The organism is Sinomonas halotolerans (assembly GCF_039615075.1).
In the GTDB taxonomy this organism is placed as follows: Bacteria; Actinomycetota; Actinomycetes; order Actinomycetales; family Micrococcaceae; genus Sinomonas; species Sinomonas halotolerans.
Genome location: NZ_JBDFRB010000012.1, coordinates 1 through 26,039 on the forward strand (window position 1 = coordinate 1; position 26,039 = coordinate 26,039).

The window sequence follows — 26,039 nt, forward strand, 5'->3', positions numbered from 1 at the left end:
GGAAGGCACCGGCCGTCGTCGTACCCGAAGGGGGCTTCTGGGCCCCTTATCCGTACCCGAAGGTGGATTTTGGGTCCCCTATGTGTACCCGAAAAGGGGTTCTGAGCCCCTTATGTGTACCCGAAACGTCAGGCGCGGGAGCGGTTGCGCGCGGCCTTGAGGCGCTCGTTCGAGTCCAGGATGACCTTGCGGATGCGGATGTGCTCCGGGGTGATCTCGACGCACTCGTCCTCGCGGGCGAACTCGAGGGACTCCTCGAGCGTGAGCGTCTTCGGCGGGGTGAGGCCCTCGAAGGAGTCCGCCGTGGAGGAGCGCATGTTGGTGAGCTTCTTCTCCTTGGTGATGTTGACGTCCATGTCGTCGGCGCGCGAGTTCTCGCCCACGATCATGCCCTCGTACACCTCGGCGGTCGGCTGGACGAAGAACGTCCCGCGCTCCTGGAGGTTGATCATCGCGAACGGGGTGGCAACGCCTGCACGGTCGGCGATGAGCGAGCCGTTGGTGCGGTACTCGATCTCGCCGGCCCACGGCTCGTAGCCCTCGGAGATCGAGGACGCGATGCCGGCGCCGCGGGTGTCCGTGAGGAACCGCGTGCGGAAGCCGATGAGGCCGCGCGCGGGGACCATGAACTCCATGCGCACCCACCCGGTGCCGTGGTTGGACATGTTGGTCATGCGACCCTTGCGGGCGGCGAGGAGCTGCGTGACCGCGCCGAGGTACTCCTCGGGGACGTCGATCGTCATGTGCTCCATCGGCTCGTGCACCTGGCCGTCGACCTTCCTCGTCACGACCTGCGGCTTGCCGACCGTGAGCTCGAAGCCCTCGCGGCGCATCTGCTCGACGAGGATGGCGAGGGCCAGCTCACCGCGACCCTGGACCTCCCAAGCGTCGGGGCGCTCGGTCGGCAGGACGCGGATCGAGACGTTGCCGATCAGCTCCTTGTCGAGGCGGTCCTTGACCTGGCGCGCGGTGACCTTGGCGCCCTTGACCTTGCCCGCGAGCGGGGACGTGTTGATGCCGATGGTCATCGAGATCGCGGGGTCGTCGACCGTGATGAGCGGCAGCGGCTGCGGGTTCTCGACGTCGGTGAGCGTCTCGCCGATGGTGATGTCCTCGATGCCTGCGACGGCGACGATCTCGCCGGGGCCGGCGGACTCGGCCGGGACCCGGTCGAGCGCCTTGGTGGCGAGGAGCTCGGTGATCTTGACGGTCTTGAGCGTGCCGTCCTGGCGGGCCCAGGCGACCTGCTGGCCCTTGCGGAGCGTGCCGTTGTAGATGCGCAGGAGGGCGAGGCGGCCGAGGAACGGCGAGGCGTCGAGGTTGGTCACGTGCGCCTGGAGGACGCCCTCGGGGTTGTACGTCGGCGCAGGGATGTGCTTGAGGATTGTCTCGAAGAGCGGCTCGAGGTTGTCGTTCGCCGGGACCGAGCCGTCCGCGGGCTGCTCGAGGGACGAGGCGCCGGCACGTGCCGCTGCGTAGACGACCGGGACGTCCAGGACCGTGTCGAGGTCGAGGTCCGGGACCTCGTCCGCGAGGTCGGAGGCGAGGCCGAGCAGGAGGTCCATCGTCTCGTGGACGACCTCGTCGATGCGGGCGTCCGGGCGGTCGGTCTTGTTGACCACGAGGATCACGGGCTTGTGCGCGGCGAGCGCCTTGCGGAGCACGAAGCGGGTCTGCGGGAGCGGGCCCTCGGACGCGTCCACGAGGAGCACGACGCCGTCCACCATCGAGAGCCCGCGCTCGACCTCGCCGCCGAAGTCCGCGTGGCCGGGGGTGTCGATGACGTTGATCGTGATGCCCTCGGGCTCCCCGACCTCAGCGGCGGCCGGACCCGCGTAGCGGACGGTCGTGTTCTTCGCGAGGATCGTGATGCCCTTCTCACGCTCGAGGTCGCCCGAGTCCATGACCCGGTCCTCGACCTCGCCGTGGGAGGCGAACGAGTTCGTCTGCTTGAGCATGGCGTCGACGAGGGTCGTCTTGCCGTGGTCGACGTGCGCCACGATGGCGACGTTGCGGAGGTCGGTGCGTGAAGCGGTGGACACGGTTTCAGTCATGCGAGTGAGGCTCGATTCGAGTGGGTTCGGCGGTCAGCGGCCTCACGCGCAACGGAACGGACCGTCCGCGAGGCACAGCTGAACGGACCCTCTTCAGGGCCAGCCCTCCTATTTTACCCGCACGGCTGCAGGTCCGGTCGCGCCCGCACGCGGCTGCCCGCTCGGCACTGGCAGCGGTCGGCGCCACAGGGCGGGCGCGGCTCCGCCCCGTCGGCCCTGCTGCGTCCGAGACGCTCCCCAAGGAACAGGGAGCGGTCCGTGACGAAGAACACGTCGATGCGCAGGGCCGCGGTCCGGGTCAGACCACCCCGCTGCCTGCCAGCAGCTCGCGCAGCTCGCGCCGTTCGCGCTGCTTCTGCGGGTCCGGCAGCGGCACGGCCGCGAGGAGCCGCTGCGTGTAGGCCTCCTGCGGATTGCGCAGGATCGCGTCCCGGGTCCCCTGCTCCACGATCCTGCCCCGCTGCATGACGCAGATGTAGTCCGCCAGCACATCGACGACCGCGAGGTCGTGCGTGACGAAGAGGCTCGCGAACCCGAGCTCGCGCTGGAGCGACTGGAAGAGCTCGAGCACCTTGGCCTGGACTGAGACGTCGAGCGCGGACGTCGGCTCGTCCGCGACCATGAGCTTGGGCTTGAGCGAGAGGGCGCGGGCGATTCCCACGCGCTGCTTCTGCCCGCCCGAGAGCTCGTGCGGGTAGCGGTTACGGTAGGAGCGCGGGAGCTCCACCTGGTCGAGGAGCGTCTCCACGCGCTTGTGGAGGTCCGCGCCCTTCGCGACCCCGGCCAGAAGCATGGGCTCGCCGATGGACTCCCCGATGGGAAGGCGCGGGTTGAGCGATGACGAGGGGTCCTGGAACACCATGCCCACGCTCCGGCGCAGCTCGTGCAGCTCGCGCGAATTCTTCTTGAGCCCGGCGATCTCGCGGCCCACCACCTTGAGGGACCCCTCGGCCACGTCCAGCAGCCCCACGGCCGCCCGGCCGATCGTCGTCTTGCCCGAGCCGGACTCCCCCACGAGCCCCACCACCTGGCCGGGGTACACGGTCAGGTTCGCCCCCTCCACGGCGCGGAACGCGGGCACCCGGCCCTGCTTGGGATACTCGATCGCCACGTCCCGCAGCTCGAGGACGGCGGTGCCCCGCCCGGCTCCCTCGGTCTCCGCGGCCGCGAGCGCGGCCTCGTTGGCCCGCTCCCGGGCAACGAGCTCGGCCGAGTCGACGCCCTCGAGCTCCACGCCCGTGGCCGAGGCGAGCGCCGCGGTGATGTCGACGTCGTCGCCGGCCCCCTCGCCGCCCTGGCCGAGGTGCGGCACCGCGGCGAGGAGCGCCTGCGTGTAGGGGTGCTGGGGCGCGGCGAAGATCTGCTCGGCCGTGCCCGTCTCGACGATGAGGCCTTTGCGCATGACGGCGATGCGGTCCGCGAGGTCCGCGACCACGCCCATGTCATGCGTGATGAGGATGACGGCGGAGTTGAGCTTGTCCTTGAGGTGCCGCATGAGGTCGAGGATCTCGGCCTGCACCGTGACGTCCAGCGCGGTCGTGGGCTCGTCTGCGATGAGCAGCTTGGGGTCGCACGAGAGCGACTGGGCGATCATCGCACGTTGCCGCTGGCCGCCCGAGAGCTGGTGCGGATAGGACCTGAAGGCCTTCTGGGGGTCCGGCAGCTCGACGAGCTCGAGCATCTTCAGCGCCTTCGCCTTCGCCTGCGCCGGCGAGACCGGGTTGTGGAGGCGGATGGTCTCCACGATCTGGCTGCCGATCGTGTAGACCGGGTTGAGCGCCGTCATGGGCTCCTGGAAGATGACCGCGACGTCCTTGCCGCGCACCTGCCGGACGCGGTTGACGTCCTTGCCGAGCAGTTCCTGGCCCGAGAGCTTCACGCTGCCCGAGACCCGGCTGTTGCTGGGCAGGAGGCCCAGGAGCGCCATGGAGCTCGCGGACTTGCCCGAACCCGACTCCCCCACGATGGCGAGGACCTCGCCCGCGCGGACCTCGTAGTCGAGGCCGATCGCGGCCGGGATCCACTCCTTGTCCACCCCGAAGTCCACGCTGAGCCCGCGGACCTCGAGCACAGGCTCGCCCTTGGTCAGCCCCGACCCGCCCGGGGTGGTGCCAACGGTGTCCTGGCCCTGAGTGCGCGGGCTCCCTGCCCGCCCGAGGTTCTCCGACATGGTCACTGCTTCCTTCCGCACATCCCCGCCCGGCCGCTTTGGCCGCCGCGGGGCGAATCCTGAATCATGGGGGCATGGACGCCCTGACGCACACCGGCCGCATCGAGACCTTCACCGCTCGCAGCAACAGGGTCCTCGCCGCGGCAGTGTGGGGCATCGCCGGGTTCGGGGTGGCCATGACGCTCACGACGGCGGGCTTCGCCGGCCTGCGCTTCGCCGCACCCCTCGCGCTGCTCGCCGTGGCGGGCTGGGTCCTGTTCTGGCGACCGGCGGTCGTGGTGAGCGACGCGGGCGTGGAGCTGCGCAACCCGTTCCGCAGCATCGGGATCCCTTGGGACGCCCTCGCCTACGTCGACACGAAGTACGCGCTCACGCTCGCCACCGGCTCGCAGCGCTTCACGGCGTGGGCAGCTCCGGCCCCCGGCATCTGGGGCGCCCGCCACGCGTCGCCGGAACATCTGGACGGGCTGCCCGAGACCACCTACGGACCCGCACGATCGGTGCGCCCGGGAGACCTCCGCAACACCGACTCCGGCCAGGCCGCGGCCCTGGTCCGCACGCGCTGGGCGGACGCCCTGGACTCGGGCGCGGCCGTCGCCGGCCGCACCGAGGAGGCGCACGCCGTGCGCCGGATCGCCTGGGTGCCCCTCGCGCTCACGGTGCTGCTCGGCGTCGTGAGCGCGGTGACGCTCACCGCCGGCTGACACGGGCCTTCGCCTTCTTGGCGTTGAACTTCTTCTGGCGCGGGTCGAACGCATCGCGCAGGCCGTCGCCGATGAAGTTGATGCTCAGGCAGATGAGGACGATGAACAGGCCCGGCCACCAGAACAGCCACGGGCGCGTGGAGAACGCCTCCTGGTTCTGCGAGATGAGCAGGCCCAGGGAGGTGTCCGGCGCCTTGACGCCCACGCCGAGGTAGGAGAGCGCCGTCTCGAGCAGGATGGCCGCGCTCATGGTCAGCGTGACGTTCACGATCACGACGCCCACGGCGTTGGGCAGGATGTGCTTGAAGATGATGCGCAGGTTGGACGCACCCGAGATCCGTGCGGCGTCCACGAACTCGCGCTCGCGGAGCGTGAGGAACTCGCCGCGCACGAGGCGCGCGAGGCCGACCCACACCACGAAGCCGAGGAAGACGCCGAGCACCACCACGCCGTTGTCCGCGGCGAAGGAGGCGAACCAGCTCCCGGAGTCGCGCCGGCCGGCCAGCTGGGACATGACCGCCGCGAGCAGGAGCGCGGGGATGATGATGACGACGTCGGTCAGGCGCATGAGCACGGCCTCGACCCATCCTCGGAAGTAGCCTGCGAGGGACCCGACCACCACGCCGATCAGGCCGGCGATGAGGCCGATGATGAGCATGACGGTGATGGACTGCTGCGCCCCGCGCATCGTCATGGCGAAGAGGTCGCGGCCGATCCTGTCCTGGCCGAACGGGTGCTCGCCGAACTGCAGGGGCGCGAGGGACATGGTGGGCGCGCCGTCATTGACGAGCGGGGTGACGTCCACGTGGCTGTACCGCCACCATCCCGGAATGGGACCCCATCCGACCGAGGTGAAGGCGAGCAGCAGGATCGCGAAGAAGGCCACGAGGCCCACGAGCGCCCCGGTGTGGCCGAAGAAGCGCTTCCGGACGATCTGCCCCTGGCTCAGGCCCTTGGCCTCGATGACGTCCTCGACGCCGGCCGCCGGTGTGGGCGGGAGTGCCTCCCGCTCGGCGAGGAGCTCGTTCTGCTGGGTTGGCTGGGACATATCACTTCACCCTTACGCGGGGGTCGAGAGCGGAGTAGACGAGGTCCGCGATGAGGTTGAACACCAGGGCCGTCATGGACACCATGAGGAAAACGCCCATGACCGGGTTGGGATCGACATGGAAGATCCCGTCGATGAACATGAAGCCCATGCCGCGCACCGAGAACACGGTCTCGGTGATGACGGCGCCGCCGATGAGCGCCCCGATGTCGAACGCAACGACCGTGGCGATCGGGATGAGCGCGTTGCGGAACGCGTGGCGCATCACCACGGCCCGCTCGCTCACGCCCTTGGCACGCGCCGTCCGGATGTAGTCCATGTTCATGACCTCGAGCATCGAGGAGCGCGTGAAGCGCGTGTAGCTCGCGAGCGAGACGAGGATGAGCGCGATGGTCGGCAGGATGAGGTGCGTGAAGGAGTCGATGCCCTCGATCCAGAAGTCCCCAGCGAGGTTGGGGGTCTCGGCGCCGATTGTCGCGATGGGACGGCCGCGGATCTTGCTGTGGTCGAAGTAGGCCGGCCAGGCCTGCATGAAGCGGTCCAGGAGGATCACGAAGCCCACGAGGAAGGCCGTGATGCCGCCCACGCGCATGTTCTGGCCGCGGTCGTAGCCGCCGAACGCCCAGCCGAGCCCGACGCCGACGCCGACGGTCACGACCGCGAGGATGATGACCATGAGCGGAGTGGCGAGGTTGAGGAGCCCCTGGACCGGGAAGTAGGCGACCAGTCCCACGCCGACGGCGGTGAGGCCGGCGTAGAGGGCGCGCCTGTTCTGCAGGCCGGAGACGAGGACCGTGGTCGCGAAGGCGATGCCCACCCCGGCGATGAGGATCACGGCGAGCCCGAGGCCCGGGAAGCGGAACCAGCGCGTCACGGAGGCGAGGACCAGGACCACGGTGGTGAACGCGAAGACGCTGCCGCCCACCACGGCCCGCCGCTTGGGCTCTCCGCCGACTGCTGCCGCGGCCACGGCGCCGGCGGCGAGGCCGATGAGCGCCGCCACGTACCAGGGGATCTCCGGCTCGCGCAGGAAGTTGTTGAAGCCGATGGCGCCGTACTCCTTGAGCAGGACGGCGACCCAGAAGATCGGCAGGGAGAAGAAGAGGAAGGCCATGAAGGTCACGCCGTAGTCCAGCGAGCTGTACTGGCGGAGGGCCGTGATGATGCCGAGGGAGACGCCGATGAGGATGGCGAGGACGGTCGCTGCCGTGACAAGCGTGAGCGTCTGCACGAGGGCGATGCCGAGCGCCTCGGTGATGGGCTGCCCGGCGAGGTTCGTGCCGAGATCGCACCGCCCCGCGAAGGGGATGAGGCACTGCGCGGCACCGGCGAGCCACTTGAAGTAGCGGATGGGCGCGGGCGTCTCGAGGTCCAGGAGCTGCGCCCTGGCCTCCATGAGCTGCTTGGCGTTGGGGGCGCTGCTCGCACGGAATTCCTCGAGGGGGTCTCCCGACAGCGCCGTCAGGTTGTAGACCAGGAAGGACGCGCCGAGGAGTATGAGGGCGGCTGTGATGAGCCGCCGGACGACGTAGGTGACCATGGTGTGAAGTACCTCGTGGTGAGTCGGTTGTCGGGAGCCGGGACGCCCGGAAGCGCCGGGACCGTGGTGCTTGGTCCCGGCGCTTCCGTGTGTCAGAACGCGGGACCGGCTACTTGACCGACCAGTCCCAGAAGTTCCACCAGACACCGGTCTGGTTCGGCATGTACTTCACGCCCTCGACCTTGTCGCTGTGCGCCTCGACGCCCGGCGACTGGAAGAGCGGCAGGCCGTACGAGGACTCCCACACGAGCTTGTCGATCTGCGTGATGAGCTCGTCCTGCTTCTCCTTCTCGGTGGTGACGACCAGCTCCTCCATGAGCTTGTCCGCCTCCGGGCTCGAGAACCCGTTGAAGTTCGAGTCGGTGCCCGACTTGAAGATCTGCGGGACGCCGGAGACGCCCACGCCCGAGTTGATCCAGCCGAAGATCGTGGCGTCGTAGGTGCCGGAGCCGAGCGCCTTGCCCCAGTCCGACTTGCCCAGCCCGCCGTCGACGATCTTGAACCCGGCCTTCTGCGCCGACTCGCGGATGAGCGAGAATGCGTCGACACGGTTCGGGTTGTCCTTGTTGTACATGATGCGGATCTCGGGCTGCTTGCCGCCCAGGAGCTCCTTCGCCTTGGCGATGTCCACCTTCTGGTAGGCGGAGGAGCCGTTGTTCTTCACCGAGTTCTCGTACGGAGCCTGGTCCGGCACGAAGAACTGCGAGTCGAGCGGCTTCGCCTCGGGGTCGATCTTCTTGATGAGCTTGTCCACGATGTCCTGGCGCGGGACCGTGAGCATGAACGCCGTGCGGACGTCCTTGTCCTTGAACGGGCCCGAGAAGTTCAGGTCGAGGTGGTCGTAGGAGAGCTGCTTGCCCTGGAGCACCTCGGCCCCGGGGATCGCCTTGAGCTGCTCCACCGTGTCGGCGGAGGCCTGCGGGGCGATGATGTCCGCCTCGCCGTTCTTGAGGGCCTGGACCTGGGCGGGGGCAGCACCGATGTAGCGGACCACGATCTCGTCCACGTGCGCCTCGGGGCCCCACGTGTAGTCCTTGTTCTTGACGAGCGTCATGGACTGGTCCGGGACGATGTCCTTGACGATGTACGGGCCGTTGGAGAGGAACAGGCTCGTGTCCGAGGGCAGCGTCTTGGTCTCGAAGCCCGTGTTGTAGAAGTCAGCGGCCTTCTTGAGGGTCTCGTTGACGGGTGCCGGCTTGGCCGGGTCGCCCTTCTTCATGCCCTTCATGAGGTCCGTGAGGGCCTTGGCATCCTCCAGCCCGGCCTTCTTCGCAACGACGTGGGCCGGGATGTCGATGCCGGGCCCGCCCAGGGCGATCTCCCAGTCGGCGAACGGCTTGGTGTACTTGACCGTGAGGGTGCGGTCGTCGTCGGACAGCTCCGGGACCTCGGTTGCGTTGAGCCCGGTCGTGTCACCGGCGTACGAGAAGTAGGCGTTGCCCTTCTTGCCCTCGGCGTCCGCGTCGGCGTAGTAGCCCGAGTACACGGCCCACTGCAGGAAGAGGTCGTGTGCCGTGACGGGCGTGCCGTCGGACCACTTGACACCCTCGTTGATCGTGTACTTGACGGTCAGCGGGTCTTCGGAGACCTTCTCGAACTTGCCGAACTTCTCGTTGTGGACGACGTTGAGCTGGTTGTCGATGTAGAAGAAGCCCGAGTGCGTCGGGTAGCTGATCTTCGAGTTGATGTCGGTGTTGCCGTCAGCCGTGTTGGGGTTGAACGTGTTGAACGCGTTCACCTCGACCACGGTGACCGTGCCGCCCTGCTTGGCATCCGCCTCGCCGCTCGCCCCGGCCTGCCCCGACCCCTGGGTCGCGCAGGCACTGAGCGCGAGAGCAGCCGCCGCAGCGACGCCGATCGCCTTGGAAATACGCCCGAAACGCATTCCGCCTCCTAATCTGCGTATGTGTGATGGCGCCGGGGAACTGCCCCGGCAAGACGGCCCTTCCCCCGAGAGAAGACGTGGCGCGCCTCACATGCTGGACAGCCTAGACGCGGCCCCGCCCCCGTGGCTACGAAAGTTCCGTTTCAGATCATCGTCGTTATGAAGCTGCAACATATCTTTCACGTTCTGATGGCTGCGGTCTCGGCTCCGGGCTCGCGATTGGCTTTTCCCAATCAATCCCTGCCCTTGATCTCGGCACCTACGCTCTGGTAGGCGGCTCCCGTCCAATCAGTCGCCGAGCGTCCACCCGCTCACCTCTGCCGGGTCCTCGCCATGCCTGCGCGTGTAGTCGCGTGCTCTGAACGCGGCGTCGGCGTACCGCTGCCGCAGCGAGGCGTGGCGCGGGCCGAGGCCGGGCACGCGGTCGATCACGTCCATCGCGAGGTGGTATCTGTCGATCCGGTTCCGCAGGCACATGTCGAACGGCGTCGTCGTCGTGCCCTCCTCGATGTACCCGCGCACATGGAGATTGCCGTGGTTGGTGCGCCGGTAGGTGAGCCGGTGGATGAGCCACGGATAGCCGTGGTACGCGAACACGATCGGCCGGTCCACCGTGAAGAGCGCGTCGAACTCGGCGTCCGGGAGGCCATGCGGATGCTCACGCGGGTCCTGGAGCCGCATCAGGTCCACCGCGTTCACGACGCGCACCCTGAGGCCCGGCAGGTCACGGCGCAGGAGCTGCGCGGCGGCCACGGCCTCCCCGGTCGGCACGTCCCCCGCACATCCGAGCACCACGTCCGGCTCCTCCCCCGCCACCTCGCTGCCGGCGAAGTCCCACACCCCGATCCCCCGCGCGCAGTGCTCGCGCGCCTCCTGGGGGCCCAGCCACTGCAGCGCCGGCGCCTTGCCCGCCACCACCACGTTGACGTAGTCGCGGCTGCGCAGGCAGTGGTCCATCGTGCACACGAGCGTGTTCGCGTCCACGGGCAGGTAGACCCGCACCACCTCGGCCTTCTTGTTCACCACATGGTCGATGAACCCCGGGTCCTGGTGCGAGAACCCGTTGTGGTCCTGCTGCCACACATGGCTCGAGAGGAGGTACGTGAGCGAGGCGACCGGCAGGCGCCACGGCAGCTCGCGGTGCACCTTGAGCCACTTCGCGTGCTGGTTGAACATCGAGTCCACGATGTGCACGAACGCCTCGTAGGAGTTCAGCACGCCGTGCCGCCCCGAGAGCAGGTACCCCTCGAGCCAGCCCTGGCACAGGTGCTCGCTGAGCACCTCCATGACCCGGCCGGCCCGCGCCAGATGCTCGTCGACGCCCTCGATCCGCTCCTGCCACACCTTGTCGGTGGCCGCATAGACGGCCTGCAGGCGGTTCGAGGCGGTCTCGTCCGGCCCGAACAGCCTGAACGTCTCCGGGTTGGCGCGCACCACCTCCCGCAGCCACTCGCCCAGGACGCCCATCGCCCCTGCGCGCACGACGCCGGGCGCCTCCACTGCCTGCAGGTGCGCCCGGGCGTCGGGCAGCGTGAGGTCGCGCAGGAGGCGGCCCCCGTTCGCGTGCGGGCTCGCGCTCATCCGGAGGTCCCCGCGCGGGGCGAGGCGGACGAGCTCCGGCGAGCGCCCGCCGTCGTGCGCGAACAGCTCCTCGGGACGGTACGAGCGCAGCCACGCCTCGAGCTGCGCGAGGTGCCCCGGTTCCTCGTGGATTCCGGAGAGCGGGACCTGGTGCGCACGCCAGGTGCCCTCGACCGGGACGCCGTCCACCTCGGGAGGGCCGGTCCAGCCCTTCGGCGAGCGGAGCACGATGAGCGGCCACGGCTCCGCGGAGTCGCCCGGCCCGCGGCCCTCCCCCGACCGCGCGCGATCCTGGATGCCGCGGATGGCGTCGAGGCACTCTGCCAGCGCCGACGCGAAGGCGCGGTGCGCGGCGGCGTGGTCCTCGCCGTCGTCCGCCGCGACGAACCGCGGTGCCCAGCCCATGCCCTCGAAGTACGCGCGGAGCTGGGACTCCGGGCGGCGGGCCAGCACGGTGGGATTGGCGATCTTGTACCCGTTGAGGTGCAGGATGGGGAGCACTGCGCCGTCATGGACCGGGTCGAGGAAGGCGGTGGACTGCCAGCTCGCCGCGAGCGGGCCCGTCTCCGCCTCGCCGTCCCCCACGACGCACGCGACGACGACGTCCGGGTTGTCGAACGCGGCGCCGAAGGCGTGCGCGAGGGAGTAGCCGAGCTCGCCGCCCTCGCTGATGGAACCCGGTGTCTCCGGCGCCGCATGGCTCGGGACGCCGCCCGGGTACGAGAACTGGCGGAAGAGGCGCCGGAGCGAGTCCTCGTTGTCGCCGAAGCGCGTGTAGACCTCTGAGTAGGTGCCCTCGAGATAGGCGTTCGCCACGTTCGCCGGGCCGCCGTGGCCGGGGCCCGTGACGAAGAGCATGGCCTGGTCCCGCTCGACGATGGCGCGGTTGAGGTGGGCGTAGACGAAGTTCAAGCCCGGCGTGGTGCCCCAGTGGCCGAGGAGGCGGGCCTTGACGTGCTCGGGCGCGAGGGGTTCCCGCAGGAGAGGGTTGTCGCGGAGGTAGATCTGGCCCACCGAGAGGTAGTTCGCCGCGCGCCACCAGCGCTCGAGGTCCTCGACCTCGGCGTCGGTCAGTGTTGTGGAACGGTGCCGATCCGGCTGGTGGTCGGTGCTGTCGGGCTGGGCGGTGGGTTCGGGCTGGGCGGTGCTGTCGGGATCTGTCACGGGACGCCTTCCCCTGGGCTCCTGCCGCGGCGCGCGGCCGTACACGCCCCAGCGTAGCGACGCGGGCGCGCGGTGTCCCGCCCGCCGTGCGCGTGCTGAATCGTTGCGTGCACCTGCGGAATGCGGCTGACACGCAGCGAGGAATGTAGACGCGAATTGCCCGCATGTGGATACTTAGCCGAACGCTCTTTTTCCCGGGGCCGCGCGTTCGCAAAGGCCATGACTTCTTCGGCCGGTCCCGGGTTTCGAGGAATATGGGGAACAAACGAATATGTGGGGAAAGATCTCCGGAGCGGCCGTCGCCGTCGTCCTCCTGCTGTCCGGCACCGCCGTGCCAGCCGAGGCCGCGAGCGTCTACAAGGCCAGCCTGCGCACCGCTGCACGCTCGCTGCCCGTCGCCGCCGAGGTGAACTGGGGCTACGACCGCACCAAGTACTTCGGTTCCTGGAAGGACACCAACCGGGACTGCCAGAACACCCGGCACGAGGTGCTCATCGCAGAATCGCGGGTCAGCCCGCGGCTGAGCTCGACCCGGTGCACCGTGACCCGCGGCAAGTGGGTCACGAGCTGGGACAACCGGACCCACTACGACCCGCGCGCCGTGCAGATCGACCACATGGTCCCCGTGCACGAGGCGTGGGGATCCGGGGCGCGCTCCTGGAGCCAGGCGCGCCGCATCGCCTTCTACAACGACCTCGGCGATGCGCGGAGCCTCAATGCCCAGACCTCCGCGCTGAACTCGAGCAAGCAGGCCAAGGGGCCTGAGGACTGGATGCCGCCGGCCAACCGGTGCCGCTACATCGCCGAATGGATCGCCGTGAAGATCCGGTGGGGCCTCAAGGCCGACTCTCGCGAGAAGGCGGCACTGGTCCGCTGGGCGGACTCCTGCCCGGCCATGATCCTGACCGTCACGCGGGTCTGACCCGGACTCTGCGGGCAGAGTGAAGGCCCGCGGCGGCTGCCGCAGGCAGGGGGGTCAGTGCACCGGGCAGATGTGGAGGGGATCCCAGCCCGACTTGCCCTCGTGCATGCCGGGGTTGTGCGTCCCGTCGAAGCCCATCGTCTCGACGCACATCCTCACATGCTGGGCGAAGTCGGCATTCGGATCCGCGGCCACGGCCGGCCCGGCGGCGAAGAGGCCGGCACTCGCCAGCGGCACGACGATCATCAGCTTCATGGGCATTCGCATGGGAGCCTCCCTCAGCACGGCGCAGCCACACACAGGCGCGCCTCGTGGTCCCATCGTCGCCCTGGCCTCGGAGAAGGCGGCAGGGCACAAGGGCCTGTGACCGGCGAAGGGCGGCCTGCCGGTCACAGTGTTCATGGATTCGCCGCGCGCATGTGAAAAGAGGAATGCGGCTACGCATTGAACCTGACAACCACAACGCACCTTTCCGGCGCAGCCCGAGGCATATGGCACCTTCGGAGCGGATAGGGTCGTGCTCATGAACATTCTTGCCGTGGCGGGCGGAACTGGCCTGGCCGGTTCGGCGGTGGTTCGAGAGGCACTCGCGCGAGGCTTTTCAGTGCGTTCGCTCAGCCGACGGCTTCCGCAGCCGAGCACCGCGCTCGACGGCGTGGACTACGCGGTCGCGGATGCCGCCACCGGCGAGGGGCTCGCAGCTGCGCTCGACGGCGCGGAAATCCTCATCGATGCACTCGAGGACAGGCGCCTCCGAGCACAGAAGCTGTTTCCCGAGGCAGGCCGCAGGCTTCTCGCGGCGGCCCATGGCTCCGGCGTGCGGCGCGCGGTGATGCTCTCGATCGCCCAATGCGATGAGCTGGATTTCGGGTACTACCGCTCGAAGGTCGCCAAGGAGAAGCTGTACGACGCCGCCCCGATGCCTTCCGCCGTCGTCCGCGCCGCGCAATTCCACCCTCTGCTCGCGCAGATCTTCGCCGCCGGCCACCCGCTGCGGATTGTGCCATCGGTGCGCCGCGCGCGTCTTGCGCCCATTGACGTCCGGGATGTCGCCCGTGCACTCCTGGATGCGGCGGTCGAGGAGGGGGACGGCCACGCGCTCCGCACCGTGAGCGGACCGGAGACACGGCCAGTGCGGGACTTCGCCGAGGAGTGGAAGGACATCGTCGGTTCCCGGGCCCGCATCGTCGGGCTGCCGGCCCCCGGCGGCGTGGGCCGCTACCTCTCCCAAGGGCGGAATCTTGCTCCGGAGAGCGCCTTCGGAACCATCACCTTTGCGCAATGGCTGAAGGAGTCGAAGTCCGCCTCTCCCGATTTGCCTTGACGCTGTCCGGCGGACGCGGGCACCTCGAGTCGCCCGGGGGCGGGGCAAGCGCCGAACGTCAAGCAGAACGCGACTAGACGTTGAAGCGGAACTCCACCACGTCGCCGTCGGCCATCACATACTCCTTGCCCTCGATCCGGACCTTGCCGCGGGCCTTGGCCTCCGCCATCGAGCCGGCGTCCATGAGGTCCTCGAAGGAGACCACCTCTGCCTTGATGAAGCCGCGCTGGAAGTCCGTGTGGATGACGCCTGCGGCCTGCGGTGCCGTGTCGCCGCGGTTGATCGTCCAGGCCCGGGCCTCCTTGGGGCCGGCGGTGAGGTAGGTCTGCAGCCCGAGCGTGTGGAAGCCGACGCGGGCGAGCTGGTCGAGGCCGGACTCGTCCTGGCCGTTCATCTCGAGCATCTCCCGGGCCTCCTCCTCGGAGAGCTCCACGAGGTCGGCCTCGAGCTTCGCGTCGAGGAACACGGCGTCGGCGGGGGCGACGAGCGCGCGCAGCTCAGCCTGCTTCTCGGGGCTGCCGAGGATGGCCTCGTCCGCGTTGAAGACGTAGATGAAGGGCTTGGCGGTGAGGAGGTTGAGCTCCTTGAGGTGCTCCATGTCCAGCTTGTCGCTCTGGATGGAGGAGAAGATCGTGTCGCCCCGCTCGAGGACCTTCTGCGCGGCCTCGACCGCGGCGAGCTCGGCGGCCTCGCGCTTCTTGATCTTGACTTCCTTCTCGAGGCGCGGGAGAGCCTTCTCGAGGGTCTGGAGGTCGGCGAGGATGAGCTCGGTGTTGATGGTCTCCATGTCGGAGCGCGGGTCCACCTTGCCGTCCACGTGGACCACGTCCGGGTCGTCGAACACGCGGATGACCTGGGCGATCGCCTGGGCCTCGCGGATGTTGGCGAGGAACTGGTTGCCCAGGCCCTCGCCCTCGGAGGCGCCCTTGACGATCCCGGCGATGTCCACGAAGGAGACGGTCGCGGGGAGGATGCGCTGGCTCCCGAACACCTCGGCGAGGCGGCCGAGGCGCGGGTCCGGGAGGCTCACGACGCCGACGTTCGGCTCGATCGTGGCGAACGGGTAGTTCGCTGCGAGGACCTGGTTGCGCGTCAGGGCGTTGAAGAGCGTCGACTTGCCGACGTTGGGGAGACCGACGATTCCGATAGTGAGAGCCACGGTCATCCATCATACCGCCGCGGCGGCGCCCGCCCGGCGCACGCGAGGATTGTCGGAGGCCCGTGCGAGGGTGGGCGCATGGACGGAACGCAGATACTCGTGGTGGTTCTCGTGGCGCTGCTCGCGCTCGTCATCGGCGCGCTGTACGGCGCGCGGCGGGAGCGGCAGCGTTCGGCGCACGACGCCGGCTCCCTCCCCGCGCTGCAGGCCCGCCTCGCGCAGGCGGAGGCGCAGGTCGCGGCGGCGGCTGCGGAGCGGGACCTCCTCGCTCGGCAGAACGCGGCCCTCACCTCGCTCGACGAGCAGGAGAACACCGTGCTCCAAGCCCTCGCGCCGGTCGCGGAGAAGCTCGGCGCGGTCCAGCGGCAGGTCGCGCTGCTCGAGCGTGACCGGCTCGAGCAGTACGGGCAGATCGCGGAGCAGCTCAAGGCCGCGCAGCAGTCGGACGCCGCCCTGCTGACCACCACGCACGCCCTCACGGCAGCACTCGCGAACAACGCGTCCCGGGGCACGTGGGGCGAGGTCCAGCTCCGCCGCGTCGTCGAGGCCGCGGGCATGCTCGAGAGGGTCGACTTCAGCGAGCAGGTCACCGCCTCCGGCGATGCCGGGGGCGTGCGCCCGGATCTCGTCGTCTCTCTGCCGGGCGGCAAGCAGATCGTCGTGGACTCGAAGGTGCCGCTGGGCGCCTACCTCCGGGCCCAGGAGCACGCGCAGGACGCGAGCGCCAGCGGCGAGCAGGAGCGGTCCCGCCTCCTGGCCGAGCACGCCAAGGCCCTCCGCTCCCATGTCGACACTCTGGGGAACAAGAAGTACTGGGATGCCGTCGGCGCAAGCCCGGAGCTGGTCGTGTGCTTCCTGCCGGCAGAATCGTTCCTCGCCGAGGCGCTGCGCACGGACCCCGGCCTGCTCGACCACGCCTTCGCCCGCAATGTGGCGCTTGCCTCCCCCGCCACACTCCTCGCGCTCCTCAAGGGCGTCGCCTTCGGGTGGCGCCAGGAACTGCTCACGGAGAACGCCCGTGAGCTGTTCGAGCTCTCCCAGCAGCTCTACGGCCGGCTCGGCACGATGGGCGGCCACGTCGCCAAGCTGGGCTCCTCGCTCAAGTCTTCGGTCGAGCGCTACAACTCGTTCGTCGGCGCCCTCGAGACCCGGGTGCTCCCCACGGCACGGCGCATCAGTGCCCTGGACCCCGGCGCGCCCGAGTCTCTCCCGGGCCTCGCCCCGGTCGAGGCCACGCCCCGGGTCCTCAGTGCCGGCGAGCTCCTGGACGAGGAGATCCTGGATGCGAGCGGGCTCCGCGTCGGGGACGGCAGCATGGAACAGGTGCGCGACTCGGCCTGATCCCGCCTCATACCGCATGTGCTCCGGGCGCTACGGTAGGTCCATGTCCAGCACCTCCCCGGCGTCCCGTCAGGTCCAGCGCATCTCGTACGGCGAGCATCCCGACCAGTGGGGCGAACTCCACCTTCCCGTCCCCGGGCAGCCGGTGAGGGGCACAGTGGTGGTGATCCACGGCGGCTACTGGCGCAACCAGTGGACTGCCGACCTCGGACGGCCCGCCGCCGAGGACCTCGCGGCGCACGGCTTCGCCGCCTGGAACCTCGAGTACAGGCGGGCCCCCGGTCCGGACGGCCGTGGCGACGGCGGCTGGCCTGCCACGTTCGAGGACATCGCCGCGGGGATCGACCACGTCGCCCAGCTGGCGGGGCACGGGGTGGACCCGGCCCGGGTCGCCCTCCTGGGCCACTCTGCCGGAGGCCATCTCGCCGTGTGGGCGGCGGGGCGGCAGGGCCTGCCAGCCGACGCACCGGGTGCGGGACCCGCTGTGGTGCCGGTCGGCGTCGTGAGCCAGGCCGGTGTCCTGGACCTCGCGGCGGCGCACCGCCTCAGGCTGAGCGACGATGCCGCCGCCAACCTGATGCACGGCACGGCGGACGAGCGGCCGCACGAGTACGCGCTGGCGGACCCCCTGCGCGCGCTGCCCACAGGAGTCCCGGTGCTCGCGGTGCACTCCCCGGCAGATGAAGCCGTGCCGATGGCCCTCTCCAGGGACTATGTCGAGGCGGCCCGCGCGGCAGGGGACCCAGCCGAACTGCACGCGGTGGACGGCGACCACTTCGCCATCATCACTCCCGGGATGGACGCGTACGAGAGGTGCCGGGCGCTCCTCGACGGCCTGTTCGCGCAGGCCGCGGAGTCGTAGCCCCGCACCTCGGCAGTCAGGACCCCCATCTCGGCGGTCAGGACCCCCATCTCGGCGGTCCACACCCCCATTTCGGCGGTCAGGACCCCCATTTCGGCGGTCAGGACCCCCATTTCGGCGGCTAGCTCTGGGGGCGCTGGCCCCGGCCGCCGAGGCCGCGGCTCGCGTCGCCGGCCTCCTTGAGCGTGGCGCGGAGCTCCTTCGGGAGCGAGAAGAGGATGTCCTCCTCGGCGGTCACGACCTCCTCGACCGTGCCGTAGCCGTACTCGGAGGCGAGCCGCAGGACGTCCTGCACGAGGACCTCCGGCACCGACGCACCCGAGGTCACGCCCACCGTGGTGACGCCCTCGAACCAGGACTCGTCCACCTCGTTCGCGAAGTCCACCCGATAGGCGGCACGGGCCCCGTACTCGAGGGCGACCTCGACGAGCCGTACGGAATTGGACGAGTTCGCCGAGCCCACCACGATCACGAGGTCCGCCTGCGGGGCGATCTTCTTGATGGCGGCCTGGCGGTTGCTGGTCGCGTAGCAGATGTCGTCGCTGGGCGGGTCCTGCAGGTTCGGGAAGCGCTCGCGCAGCCGCCGCACCGTCTCCATCGTCTCGTCCACGGAGAGGGTGGTCTGGGAGAGCCAGATGAGCCGGTCCGGGTCCTTGACCTGGATCGTGTCCGCCTCCTCGGGCGAGTTCACGATCTGCGTGTGCTCGGGCGCCTCGCCGTACGTGCCCTCGACCTCCTCGTGGCCCTCGTGGCCGATGAGGAGGATCTCGTAGTCGCCCTTCGCGAACCGGACGGCCTCCCGGTGGACCTTGGTCACGAGCGGGCACGTCGCGTCGATGGTGCGCAGCCCGCGGTCCTCCGCGGAGCGCACGACGGCGGGACTCACCCCGTGCGCCGAGAACACCACGAGCGCGCCCTCGGGCACCTCGTCCGTCTCCTCGACGAAGATCGCGCCACGCTCCTCGAGGGTCTCGACCACGTGGCGGTTGTGCACGATCTGCTTGCGCACGTACACGGGAGGGCCGTAGTGCTCGAGGGCCTTCTCGACCGCGATGACGGCGCGGTCCACCCCGGCGCAGTAGCCGCGCGGCGCGGCCAGGAGGACCTTCTTCTGGCCTTCGACAGGGGCCGCGGCCGCCACATCCTCGGGCGAGCGGCGGCGCCGCGGGACCGTGGGCATGGACAGGGCGACGGGGCTGGAGGTCATGGCTCCATGCTACCGGCGCGCCATCAGACGCCTGCGCCGGGCGGCGAGCACGGAGCCCAGGATGAGGAACACAGCGCCCGCTATCCCCACGGCGAGCGTCCAGGGCAGGAACGAGTCCGCCGCGAGGGCGGCCGCCCGGCCCGCGAACACGCCCGCCGCGGTCCCGCCCCCGGCCTCGCTGCTCGCCACCGGGCCCGCGAGGACGGTGGCGGAGCCGAGCAGCGCGGCGACCACGATGAACCCGAAGCCGGACCATGCGAGGGCGGCGCCACGCCGTCGTGCGAAGAGCAGCCCGAGCACGAGGGCGAGCACCGCACCCGCAGCGAGGGGTCCCGCGAGCCTCGCGGCGTCCTGCACGAACCCGAGGGCGCCGCGCTGCACTGTGGAGCCGGCCTCGACCACGACGCTCGGGGCGTCCCCGAGGTCGGCTCCGACGCCCTCGCCGAGCCGGTCGAGGACCAGGCCGGCGAGCGGGCGCAGCTCGAGGGCGATCCCGGTCAGGGCGGCGCTGTCCGGACCGAAGTTGAGGGCATGGCTCTCCCGGAGCGTGGCCTCCCACGCCGCGGGGAACTGCTCGTCCTCCGCGAGGCCCTCGACGAGCGCCGCGGCCGCGCGCTGCGCCGCGGGCTCGAGCGGCGCGGGGATCCGGGCCGAGCCGAGCGCCGAGGCGGCGACGGAGGTGCCGAGGGCACTGACCACCTCGGCGTCCTGGCCCATCGGGGCGAGCAGGCGCACGAACCCTGACTCGTCCACGAGGGTCTTCTCGGCCCACAGGGCGGGCACGGCGGCCGCCGTGAGGACGACGGCGAGCAGCACGGACAGGGCGGAGAGGACGGTGCGCATGGACTTCCCGGGGGTCGGCAACCCGTCCATAGTAGCGACGGGCAGGCATCTGGGCGGGCGGGGCGCGCGGGCCCGGGCGCGCGCTGTCGGGAGGCCCGGCGAGCGCCAGGACGAGAGGCCCGGCGAGAAGCGTCGGAGGGGCGTGGTAGTCCTGAACTATGGTGGCAGAGATGGAAGCACCAGACTCCCCCGCGAACCCGTCCGAGGATGCGGCCGAGGCCACGCCGTCGGGCGGGACCGACGGGCCGACGAGCCTTCCCGCACGCGCCGCGGACACGACGCCGGAGAACCCCTGGCCCCTCCACCTGCTCTCCCGCAAGCTCAAGGAGCACATCGAGCGTTCCCCGCAGGTGTGGATCGAGGGCCAGGTGATCGAGCTCAACCGGCGCGGCTCCACGGCATACATGACCCTGCGGGACGTGGACCACGAGATCTCCCTCCCTGCCTCCGTGTGGGGCACGGTCATGGCCAGGCTCAAGGAGCCCGTGGACCGCGGCTCCCGCGTGGTGGCGCTGGTGAAGCCGGAGATGTGGCTCAAGTCCGGTCGGCTCACCATGGCCGTCCGGGACATGCGCCCCGTGGGGCTCGGCGACCTCCTGGCCAGGATCGAGCGCCTGCGCCAGGCCCTCGGCGCGGAGGGCCTCTTCTCCGAGGCTCGCAAGAAGCGCCTTCCGCTCCTCCCCCACCGGATCGGGCTCATCACCGGGCGGGACTCGGACGCGAAGAAGGACGTGCTGCGCAACGCCGCGCTGCGCTGGCCGGCGGTCGAGTTCGAGATCCGCGAGGTGGCGGTCCAGGGCGGGAACGCCGTGGCCGAGGTGCTCGGGGCGCTGCGTGAGCTGGACGCGCACGCCAGCGTGGACGTCATCGTGATCGCGCGCGGCGGCGGCTCGCTCGAGGACCTGCTGCCCTTCAGCAGCGAGGTGCTCGTGCGGGCGGTGGCGGAGGCTGCCACGCCCGTGGTGAGCGCGATCGGCCACGAGGCGGACCGGCCGATCCTCGACGACGTGGCCGACCTGCGCGCCTCGACCCCCACGGACGCGGCGAAGCGGATCGTGCCCGAGGTCACCGAGGAGCTGGCCCGCGTGCACCAGTGCCGTGAACGCCTCGAGCGGCAGATCCGCCTCCTCGTGGAGCGGGAGTCGGACCGGCTCGCCGCGGTGCGCAGCCGGCCCGTGCTCGCGGCACCGCTCGCGATGGTCGAGGCGCGCCACGAGGAGCTCGTGCGCCTCCGCGGGCGGGCGCACGCCGCGGTGAGCACCGCGGTGGTCCGGGGGCACGACGCCGTAGCGCACCTGCGCGCGCAGGTGCGGGCGCTCTCGCCCCAGCAGACGCTGGACCGCGGGTACTCCGTGGTCCAGGTCCTCGACGGCCCGGGTGCCACCGTGGTGCGCGGTCCCGAGGACGCCCCGACCGGCACGGGGCTCCGGGTCCGGCTCGCGCGCGGCACCATTGCGGCCCGCAGCGAAGGCCAGCTGCCCGACCCCCTCCACGCACCGGCCAGCCCCGGCCAGACATCGAGCAGACACAACCCGCCAGAGGCCCCGGAACGGGCCACGGAAGGATCGACCCATGGCTGAGAACCAGCAGGAATCGCTCGAGAGCCTCTCCTATGAGGAGGCCCGCGAGCAGCTCGTTGCGGTGGTGTCCCGCCTCGAGGCAGGGGGCGTGAGCCTCGAAGAGTCCCTCACACTCTGGGAGCGCGGCGAGGCGCTCGCCCAGCGCTGCGAGGAGTGGCTCGAGGGTGCACGGCGGCGCCTCGACGCCGCACGGCAGCCGAACGCCGAGGGCTGAGCTCAGTCCGCGAGCGGCACGGCCTCGACCCGTGGGCCGGGCCCCACGAGGACGAGCACACGCCGTGCCGTGAGGCCCTCGAGCGCTCGGACCACGTCCTCAGCCCGGGGCGCAGGCTCTGACGCGGGCGCTGGGGTGGCCATCAGCGCGGCCGCCGGCTGCGCCGCCTGGCGCCACGCGGTGACCACCGCGCCGGTGCTGTCGGCGATGGCGTGAGCATACGGGTCCGGGTCCAAGGCGGTCACGAGGACCACACGACCCACCCTCGGGACCTCGCGCCGTTCGGCGGAGAGGACTGCCCTGTCGTGGCGCCACACGGCAAAGTGGTACCCGGCCACGAGGGCCGTGGCCACGAGGACACCGAGGGGTGCGCGGACGCGGCTCACGAGCGGGACGTCCAGCACCCCGAGCACGGACTGGAACACCTGGTAGCCGATCACCAGGAGGGTCACGAGCGCGGCGACGGCAGATGCCCCGAAGACGACAACCAGGTAGACGCGCCGCCCCGGCGGCTTGGCCGTGAGCGGCTCGGACAGGACCGTGGTGGGCTTCCACACGAGCCACCACACGGGCCCGCCCACCGCAAGCGCGGCGATTCCGCCCAGGAGGAGCGTCCGGGCGTTCGCCCCCGCCAGCGTGGGCGTGGCGAGGGAGAGCGTGGCGTTGATGATCACGCCGATGCCGGAGGCCGCACCCGCGAGCGCCACCGCGGACGTGACGAGCCGGGCCGCCTGCTGCGCCGCTTCGCTGCGCCCGTGGACGAGGGGGCGGTGGTACGCCCAGACGAGCCAACCGACCGCCGCCGCGGCAAGGGCTGGCGGCAGGGGGGCCAGGAGCGAGGCCAAGGCGTCCTCCGTGCCACGGTCGAACAGCAGCCTGAGGACGGTGAACAGGGCCGTCCCCATTCCTCCCAGCGCCGCGACGGCCGCCGCGAAGATGCCTGCGCCGATCAGCGCGACATCGCTGAACGCCGTCCTGAGGTGCTTTCCGCCCTCGCGCAGCCAGTGCCAGGCCCACACGCCCACACCGCCGGCCGACCATACCGCCGAGGCGAGGACGGACCGCCACCAGACGGTCCCCTCGCCGACAGGGGCGGGGAGGTCCAGGAGGGCTGTGAGTGCCTGCCTGCCGAGCGCCGTGAGGGCAACCGCGCCCATGATGGCGCCGAGGATCAGGCCGTACAGGCCGCCCAAGACCGTCGGGACCGTGCGCAGGCGCAGCGGCCCCCGCTCCGGATGCCGCGCCATCCACCGGTGCCAGGCCCAGACCGCGGACCACACGAGCCCCCCGGCCACCATGTCCTCCCAGTCCTGCAGCTCGCCGCGGATGAGCGCCGCCACGAGGGCGAGGAGCTGCGAGGCCCCGATCGCCAGGGAGACGGTGTACAGGGCAGAGACGTAGAGGCCCCAGCCGACCGAGTCCCGCTCGGACCGGTCGGGGAGGCGGCGCCACACGAACCACCAGAGCAGCCCCGCGAGGGGGCCTCCGATCACGGTGAACGCGAGCGAGAGCGCGAGCTCCCGCGTCCGCGTCCCGGCGAGGACGGTCCCGGTGTCCAGCGCCATGGCGAGCAGCCCACTGAGCCCGCTCGCCGCGATCACGACGAGGGCAGCGAGGAGCAGGTAGACGATGATGCGCCGTACGGCGGCCGTTGCCGTGCTCATGACGCCGGCTCCTTGCCCTGGCACATCAAGATCATCGGCGGCACCGTGTCGATCCGCCACTCGCCGTCATCGCGGACGAGCTGGAAGGAGGATTCGGTCGAGTACTCCGACGGGCCGAAGATGCCGCCGGGCGAGGTCTGCACGACGGCGACCTTCACGGTCGCTGTCTGGTCGCGTGCCGCGCTCGAGAGGAGCTCGATCCGCAGTCCCTCGAGGTACTCCGAGCTCGTGTAGTACCCGCTCGAGGAGCCGCACAGGTCCTTCAGCCGCTCGGACAGCAGCGATGAGGCCCGGTCCGTGTCCCCGTCGATCACAGCCTGGGAATAGTCCTGCACCACGCCCTCGGGCGAGGAGGGGTCCATCGCCTCGGGCGCACCCCTCGCCAGGACCAGCACAAGGGAGACGGCCACGAGGACTCCGATGGCGGCCAGGACCGCTATGAGGGTCCTGCCCGGTCCACTCCGCCGGTGCGGACCCCTGGCCTCGGGACCGTTCGGTGTGCCGCTTCCCGTGGGGCCATTGCCCGCCGTGCCCTTGCCGTCCATGGGCCCAGTGTCGCGGCCGCGCGGAGCGCCGGACCAGAGTCGGAAGACTCAGGGTTCAGCTGGCCGCGACCCGGGCGCGCTCGTGCTCCACGTCGTAGGCGGGGGTGGGCCAGTCGGGGCCGATGCGCTTGAGCGCCCCGATGAGGAGCTCCTGCACGGCGATGCGCGCGTACCACTTGCGGTTGGCCGGGACCACGTGCCACGGCGCCGCCGCGGTGGAGGTCTCCTCGAAAACGCGCTGGTAGGCATCCATGTAGGCGTCCCAGTGCAGCCGCTCGTCCACGTCGCCGGGGTTGTACTTCCAGCGCTTCACCGGGTCGTCGAGCCGCGCCAGGAGCCGGTCCTTCTGCTCGTCCTTGGAGATGTGCAGCATGACCTTGACCAGTTCGGTGCCGCCGGCCACAAGGCGCTCCTCGAAGTCCCGGATCGCATGGTAGCGCCGCTCGATCTCGGCCGGGTCGGCCCACCCGTGCACGCGGTGGATGAGTACGTCCTCATAGTGGGAGCGGTCAAACACGCCGAGCATCCCGGGCTCGGGGAGCTCGCGCTCCACCCGCCACAGGAAGTCGTGCGCCTTCTCCTCGGGCGTGGGTGCCTTGAACGCCTTGAGGCGCACGCCCTGGACGTCCACGCCGCCCACCACGTGGCTCACGATCCCGCCCTTGCCGGCGGTGTCCATCGCCTGGAGGATCAGCAGCACGGAGGGCGCCTCGCCGTCGCGGCCCGCGGCGTAGAGGCGTTCCTGGTGCTCCGCGAGGACCGCGTCCTGCTCGTCCAGGAGTGCCTCGCCGTCCGCCTTGCCGCCGCTGTACGCGGGCGTGGACCCCGGGTCCACGTCAGCGAGCCGGAATCCGCTCCCCACCCGGAGGACCTGCTCGAGTTCACCGTCGAATGCCGTCGAGCCCATGCTTCCTCCTGGGGTTGGCGTGTGCCTGTGCTGCGCGTGCCTGTTCCGTCCGTGCCTCGTGCGGTCAGTTGCCCTTGTACCTGCTGAGGAATTCGCCCATGCGGCCGATTGCCTCCTCGATGTCCGCCACCGCCGGCAGTGTGACCATCCTGAAGTGGTCCGGAGCGTGCCAGTTGAAGGCGCGCCCATGGGAGACCAGGATCTTCTGCTCGCGCAGGAGGTCCAGCACGAACTTCTCGTCGTCCCGGATCGGGTACACCTCCGGATCGAGCCGCGGGAAGAGGTACAGGGCGCCCTTGGCCTGGCGGGTGGAGACGCCGGGGATCGCGTTGAGCATCTCGTATGCCTTGTTGCGCTGCTCGAGGAGGCGCCCGCCGGGCAGGATGAGGTCGTTGATGCTCTGGTAGCCGCCCAGGGCCGTCTGGATGGCGTGCTGCGCGGGGACGTTGGCGCACAGGCGCATGTTGGCAAGGAGGGTGATGCCCTCGATGTAGTCCGCCGCGGCCTTCTTGGGCCCCGAGATGGCCATCCACCCGGCGCGGTACCCGCACACGCGGTACGCCTTGGACAGGCCGGAGAAGGTCAGGCACAGGACGTCCTCGCCCGTGAACGAGGCCATGTTCCTGTGGGTGGCGCCGTCGTAGAGGATCTTCTCGTAGATCTCGTCGGCGAAGACGATGAGCCCATGCTTCTCGGCGAGCTCCGAGATGCGGCGCAGCGTGGCGTCGGAGTAGAGCGCGCCCGTTGGGTTGTTGGGGTTGATCACCACGATCCCCTTGGTGCGGGGCGTGATCTTGTCCTCGAGGTCGGCCAGGTCCGGCTCCCAGTCGAGCTCCTCGTCGCACGTGTAGTGCACGGCCCGTCCCCCGGCCAGCGAGACGGACGCCGTCCAGAGCGGGTAGTCCGGGCTCGGGATCAGGATCTCGTCCCCAGGCTCGAGGAGCGCCATGAGGGACATCGTGATGAGCTCGGAGACACCGTTGCCCAGGTAGATGTCATCCACGTGGATGTTCTGGATGCCGCGGGTCTGGTAGTACTGCGAGACCGCGGTGCGGGCGGAGAAGATGCCGCGCGAGTCGCTGTAGCCCTGTGCGTGGGGCAGGTGGCGGATCATGTCCACGAGGATCGCGTCCGGTGCCTCGAAGCCGAACGGGGCCGGGTTGCCGATGTTGAGCTTGAGGATCCGGTGGCCCTCGGCCTCCATCTGCTGCGCAGCCTCCAGGATCGGTCCCCTGATGTCGTAGAGGACGTTGTGGAGCTTGGAGGACTGGGTGAACTGGGCCATTGTCCAAATATGCCACAGGGCGTGGCGGGCCCCTCACGAG

21 protein-coding genes are annotated in these 26,039 nt (G+C 70.3%); 7 read left to right on the top strand and 14 right to left on the bottom strand.

Features of this window, described 5'->3' with window-relative positions:
- Positions 1-128 precede the first annotated feature (128 nt).
- A complete protein-coding gene (typA, locus tag ABCQ75_RS12525) occupies positions 129-2,054 on the bottom strand; it encodes a translational GTPase TypA (protein ID WP_345885705.1) in 1,926 nt (641 codons plus the stop codon).
- Between the two features lie 298 nt (positions 2,055-2,352).
- Complete coding sequence (locus tag ABCQ75_RS12530; protein WP_345885706.1) at positions 2,353-4,224, bottom strand: ABC transporter ATP-binding protein; 1,872 nt, start codon at positions 4,222-4,224, stop codon at positions 2,353-2,355.
- Positions 4,225-4,298: 74 nt separating this feature from the next.
- Between ABCQ75_RS12530 and ABCQ75_RS12535 the strand changes: the two genes are divergently transcribed.
- Complete coding sequence (locus tag ABCQ75_RS12535) at positions 4,299-4,928, top strand: PH domain-containing protein (protein WP_345885707.1); 630 nt, start codon at positions 4,299-4,301, stop codon at positions 4,926-4,928.
- On the opposite strand, the gene ABCQ75_RS12540 is transcribed toward ABCQ75_RS12535, so the two are convergent.
- From ABCQ75_RS12540 to ABCQ75_RS12555, 4 genes are all read right to left on the bottom strand, one after another.
- Positions 4,915-5,976, bottom strand: a complete 1,062-nt coding sequence (locus ABCQ75_RS12540) for an ABC transporter permease (protein ID WP_345885708.1) — start codon at positions 5,974-5,976, stop codon at positions 4,915-4,917. The two genes, ABCQ75_RS12535 and ABCQ75_RS12540, sit on opposite strands and share 14 nt — an antisense overlap.
- 1 nt (position 5,977) lies before the next feature.
- Positions 5,978-7,516 (bottom strand): ABC transporter permease, encoded by a 1,539-nt coding sequence (locus tag ABCQ75_RS12545; RefSeq protein ID WP_345885709.1) that lies wholly within the window; start codon positions 7,514-7,516, stop codon positions 5,978-5,980.
- A 109-nt stretch (positions 7,517-7,625) separates the two neighbouring features.
- Positions 7,626-9,401, bottom strand: a complete 1,776-nt coding sequence (locus tag ABCQ75_RS12550) for an ABC transporter family substrate-binding protein (protein WP_345885710.1) — start codon at positions 9,399-9,401, stop codon at positions 7,626-7,628.
- 288 nt (positions 9,402-9,689) lie between these two features.
- Positions 9,690-12,146, bottom strand: a complete 2,457-nt coding sequence (locus ABCQ75_RS12555) for a phosphoketolase family protein (RefSeq protein ID WP_345885711.1) — start codon at positions 12,144-12,146, stop codon at positions 9,690-9,692.
- A 271-nt stretch (positions 12,147-12,417) separates the two neighbouring features.
- Here ABCQ75_RS12555 and ABCQ75_RS12560 point away from each other — a divergent pair, with 271 nt between their 5' ends.
- Positions 12,418-13,068 carry an HNH endonuclease family protein gene (locus tag ABCQ75_RS12560; RefSeq protein WP_345885712.1) on the top strand — a complete coding sequence of 217 codons (651 nt, stop codon included), beginning with the start codon at positions 12,418-12,420 and terminating at the stop codon, positions 13,066-13,068.
- Positions 13,069-13,122: 54 nt separating this feature from the next.
- Here ABCQ75_RS12560 and ABCQ75_RS12565 read toward each other — a convergent pair whose 3' ends face one another.
- Positions 13,123-13,335, bottom strand: a complete 213-nt coding sequence (locus ABCQ75_RS12565) for a hypothetical protein (protein WP_345885713.1) — start codon at positions 13,333-13,335, stop codon at positions 13,123-13,125.
- A 256-nt stretch (positions 13,336-13,591) separates the two neighbouring features.
- Between ABCQ75_RS12565 and ABCQ75_RS12570 the strand changes: the two genes are divergently transcribed.
- A complete protein-coding gene (locus ABCQ75_RS12570; RefSeq protein ID WP_345885714.1) occupies positions 13,592-14,392 on the top strand; it encodes an SDR family oxidoreductase in 801 nt (266 codons plus the stop codon).
- Between the two features lie 73 nt (positions 14,393-14,465).
- Here ABCQ75_RS12570 and ychF read toward each other — a convergent pair whose 3' ends face one another.
- Positions 14,466-15,551, bottom strand: coding sequence for a redox-regulated ATPase YchF (ychF, locus tag ABCQ75_RS12575; protein ID WP_345885715.1), 1,086 nt, complete (start codon positions 15,549-15,551; stop codon positions 14,466-14,468).
- A gap of 78 nt (positions 15,552-15,629) precedes the next feature.
- Here ychF and ABCQ75_RS12580 point away from each other — a divergent pair, with 78 nt between their 5' ends.
- Together ABCQ75_RS12580 and ABCQ75_RS12585 are read left to right on the top strand one after the other, a co-directional pair.
- Entirely contained in the window at positions 15,630-16,892 is a 1,263-nt protein-coding gene (locus ABCQ75_RS12580) for a DNA recombination protein RmuC (RefSeq protein ID WP_345885716.1), read from the top strand.
- A gap of 43 nt (positions 16,893-16,935) precedes the next feature.
- Complete coding sequence (locus tag ABCQ75_RS12585; protein WP_345885717.1) at positions 16,936-17,754, top strand: alpha/beta hydrolase; 819 nt, start codon at positions 16,936-16,938, stop codon at positions 17,752-17,754.
- A gap of 121 nt (positions 17,755-17,875) precedes the next feature.
- Here the strand turns inward: ABCQ75_RS12585 and ABCQ75_RS12590 are convergent, their stop codons facing one another.
- Positions 17,876-18,961: a 4-hydroxy-3-methylbut-2-enyl diphosphate reductase gene (locus tag ABCQ75_RS12590; protein WP_345885718.1), complete on the bottom strand. Its 1,086-nt coding sequence runs from the start codon at positions 18,959-18,961 to the stop codon at positions 17,876-17,878.
- 9 nt (positions 18,962-18,970) lie between these two features.
- Positions 18,971-19,825 carry a hypothetical protein gene (locus ABCQ75_RS12595; RefSeq protein ID WP_345885719.1) on the bottom strand — a complete coding sequence of 285 codons (855 nt, stop codon included), beginning with the start codon at positions 19,823-19,825 and terminating at the stop codon, positions 18,971-18,973.
- A gap of 149 nt (positions 19,826-19,974) precedes the next feature.
- On the opposite strand from ABCQ75_RS12595, the gene xseA reads away from it, so the two are divergent.
- Both xseA and ABCQ75_RS12605 read left to right on the top strand, forming a co-directional pair.
- Complete coding sequence (gene xseA / locus ABCQ75_RS12600) at positions 19,975-21,384, top strand: exodeoxyribonuclease VII large subunit (protein ID WP_345885720.1); 1,410 nt, start codon at positions 19,975-19,977, stop codon at positions 21,382-21,384.
- Positions 21,377-21,598: an exodeoxyribonuclease VII small subunit gene (locus ABCQ75_RS12605; protein WP_345885721.1), complete on the top strand. Its 222-nt coding sequence runs from the start codon at positions 21,377-21,379 to the stop codon at positions 21,596-21,598. The genes xseA and ABCQ75_RS12605 overlap by 8 nt, the downstream gene beginning before the upstream one ends.
- A gap of 2 nt (positions 21,599-21,600) precedes the next feature.
- On the opposite strand, the gene ABCQ75_RS12610 is transcribed toward ABCQ75_RS12605, so the two are convergent.
- The 4 genes from ABCQ75_RS12610 to ABCQ75_RS12625 form a co-directional block, all read right to left on the bottom strand.
- A complete protein-coding gene (locus ABCQ75_RS12610) occupies positions 21,601-23,262 on the bottom strand; it encodes a DUF5671 domain-containing protein (protein ID WP_345885722.1) in 1,662 nt (553 codons plus the stop codon).
- Positions 23,259-23,807, bottom strand: coding sequence for an LpqB family beta-propeller domain-containing protein (locus ABCQ75_RS12615; protein ID WP_345885723.1), 549 nt, complete (start codon positions 23,805-23,807; stop codon positions 23,259-23,261). The genes ABCQ75_RS12610 and ABCQ75_RS12615 overlap by 4 nt, the downstream gene beginning before the upstream one ends.
- 55 nt (positions 23,808-23,862) lie before the next feature.
- Positions 23,863-24,714 carry a PPK2 family polyphosphate kinase gene (locus tag ABCQ75_RS12620; RefSeq protein ID WP_345885724.1) on the bottom strand — a complete coding sequence of 284 codons (852 nt, stop codon included), beginning with the start codon at positions 24,712-24,714 and terminating at the stop codon, positions 23,863-23,865.
- A 64-nt stretch (positions 24,715-24,778) separates the two neighbouring features.
- The gene (locus tag ABCQ75_RS12625) at positions 24,779-25,999 is read right to left on the bottom strand and encodes a pyridoxal phosphate-dependent aminotransferase (RefSeq protein WP_345885725.1); all 1,221 of its coding nucleotides are present in this window, start codon (positions 25,997-25,999) and stop codon (positions 24,779-24,781) included.
- Positions 26,000-26,039: the final 40 nt, after the last annotated feature.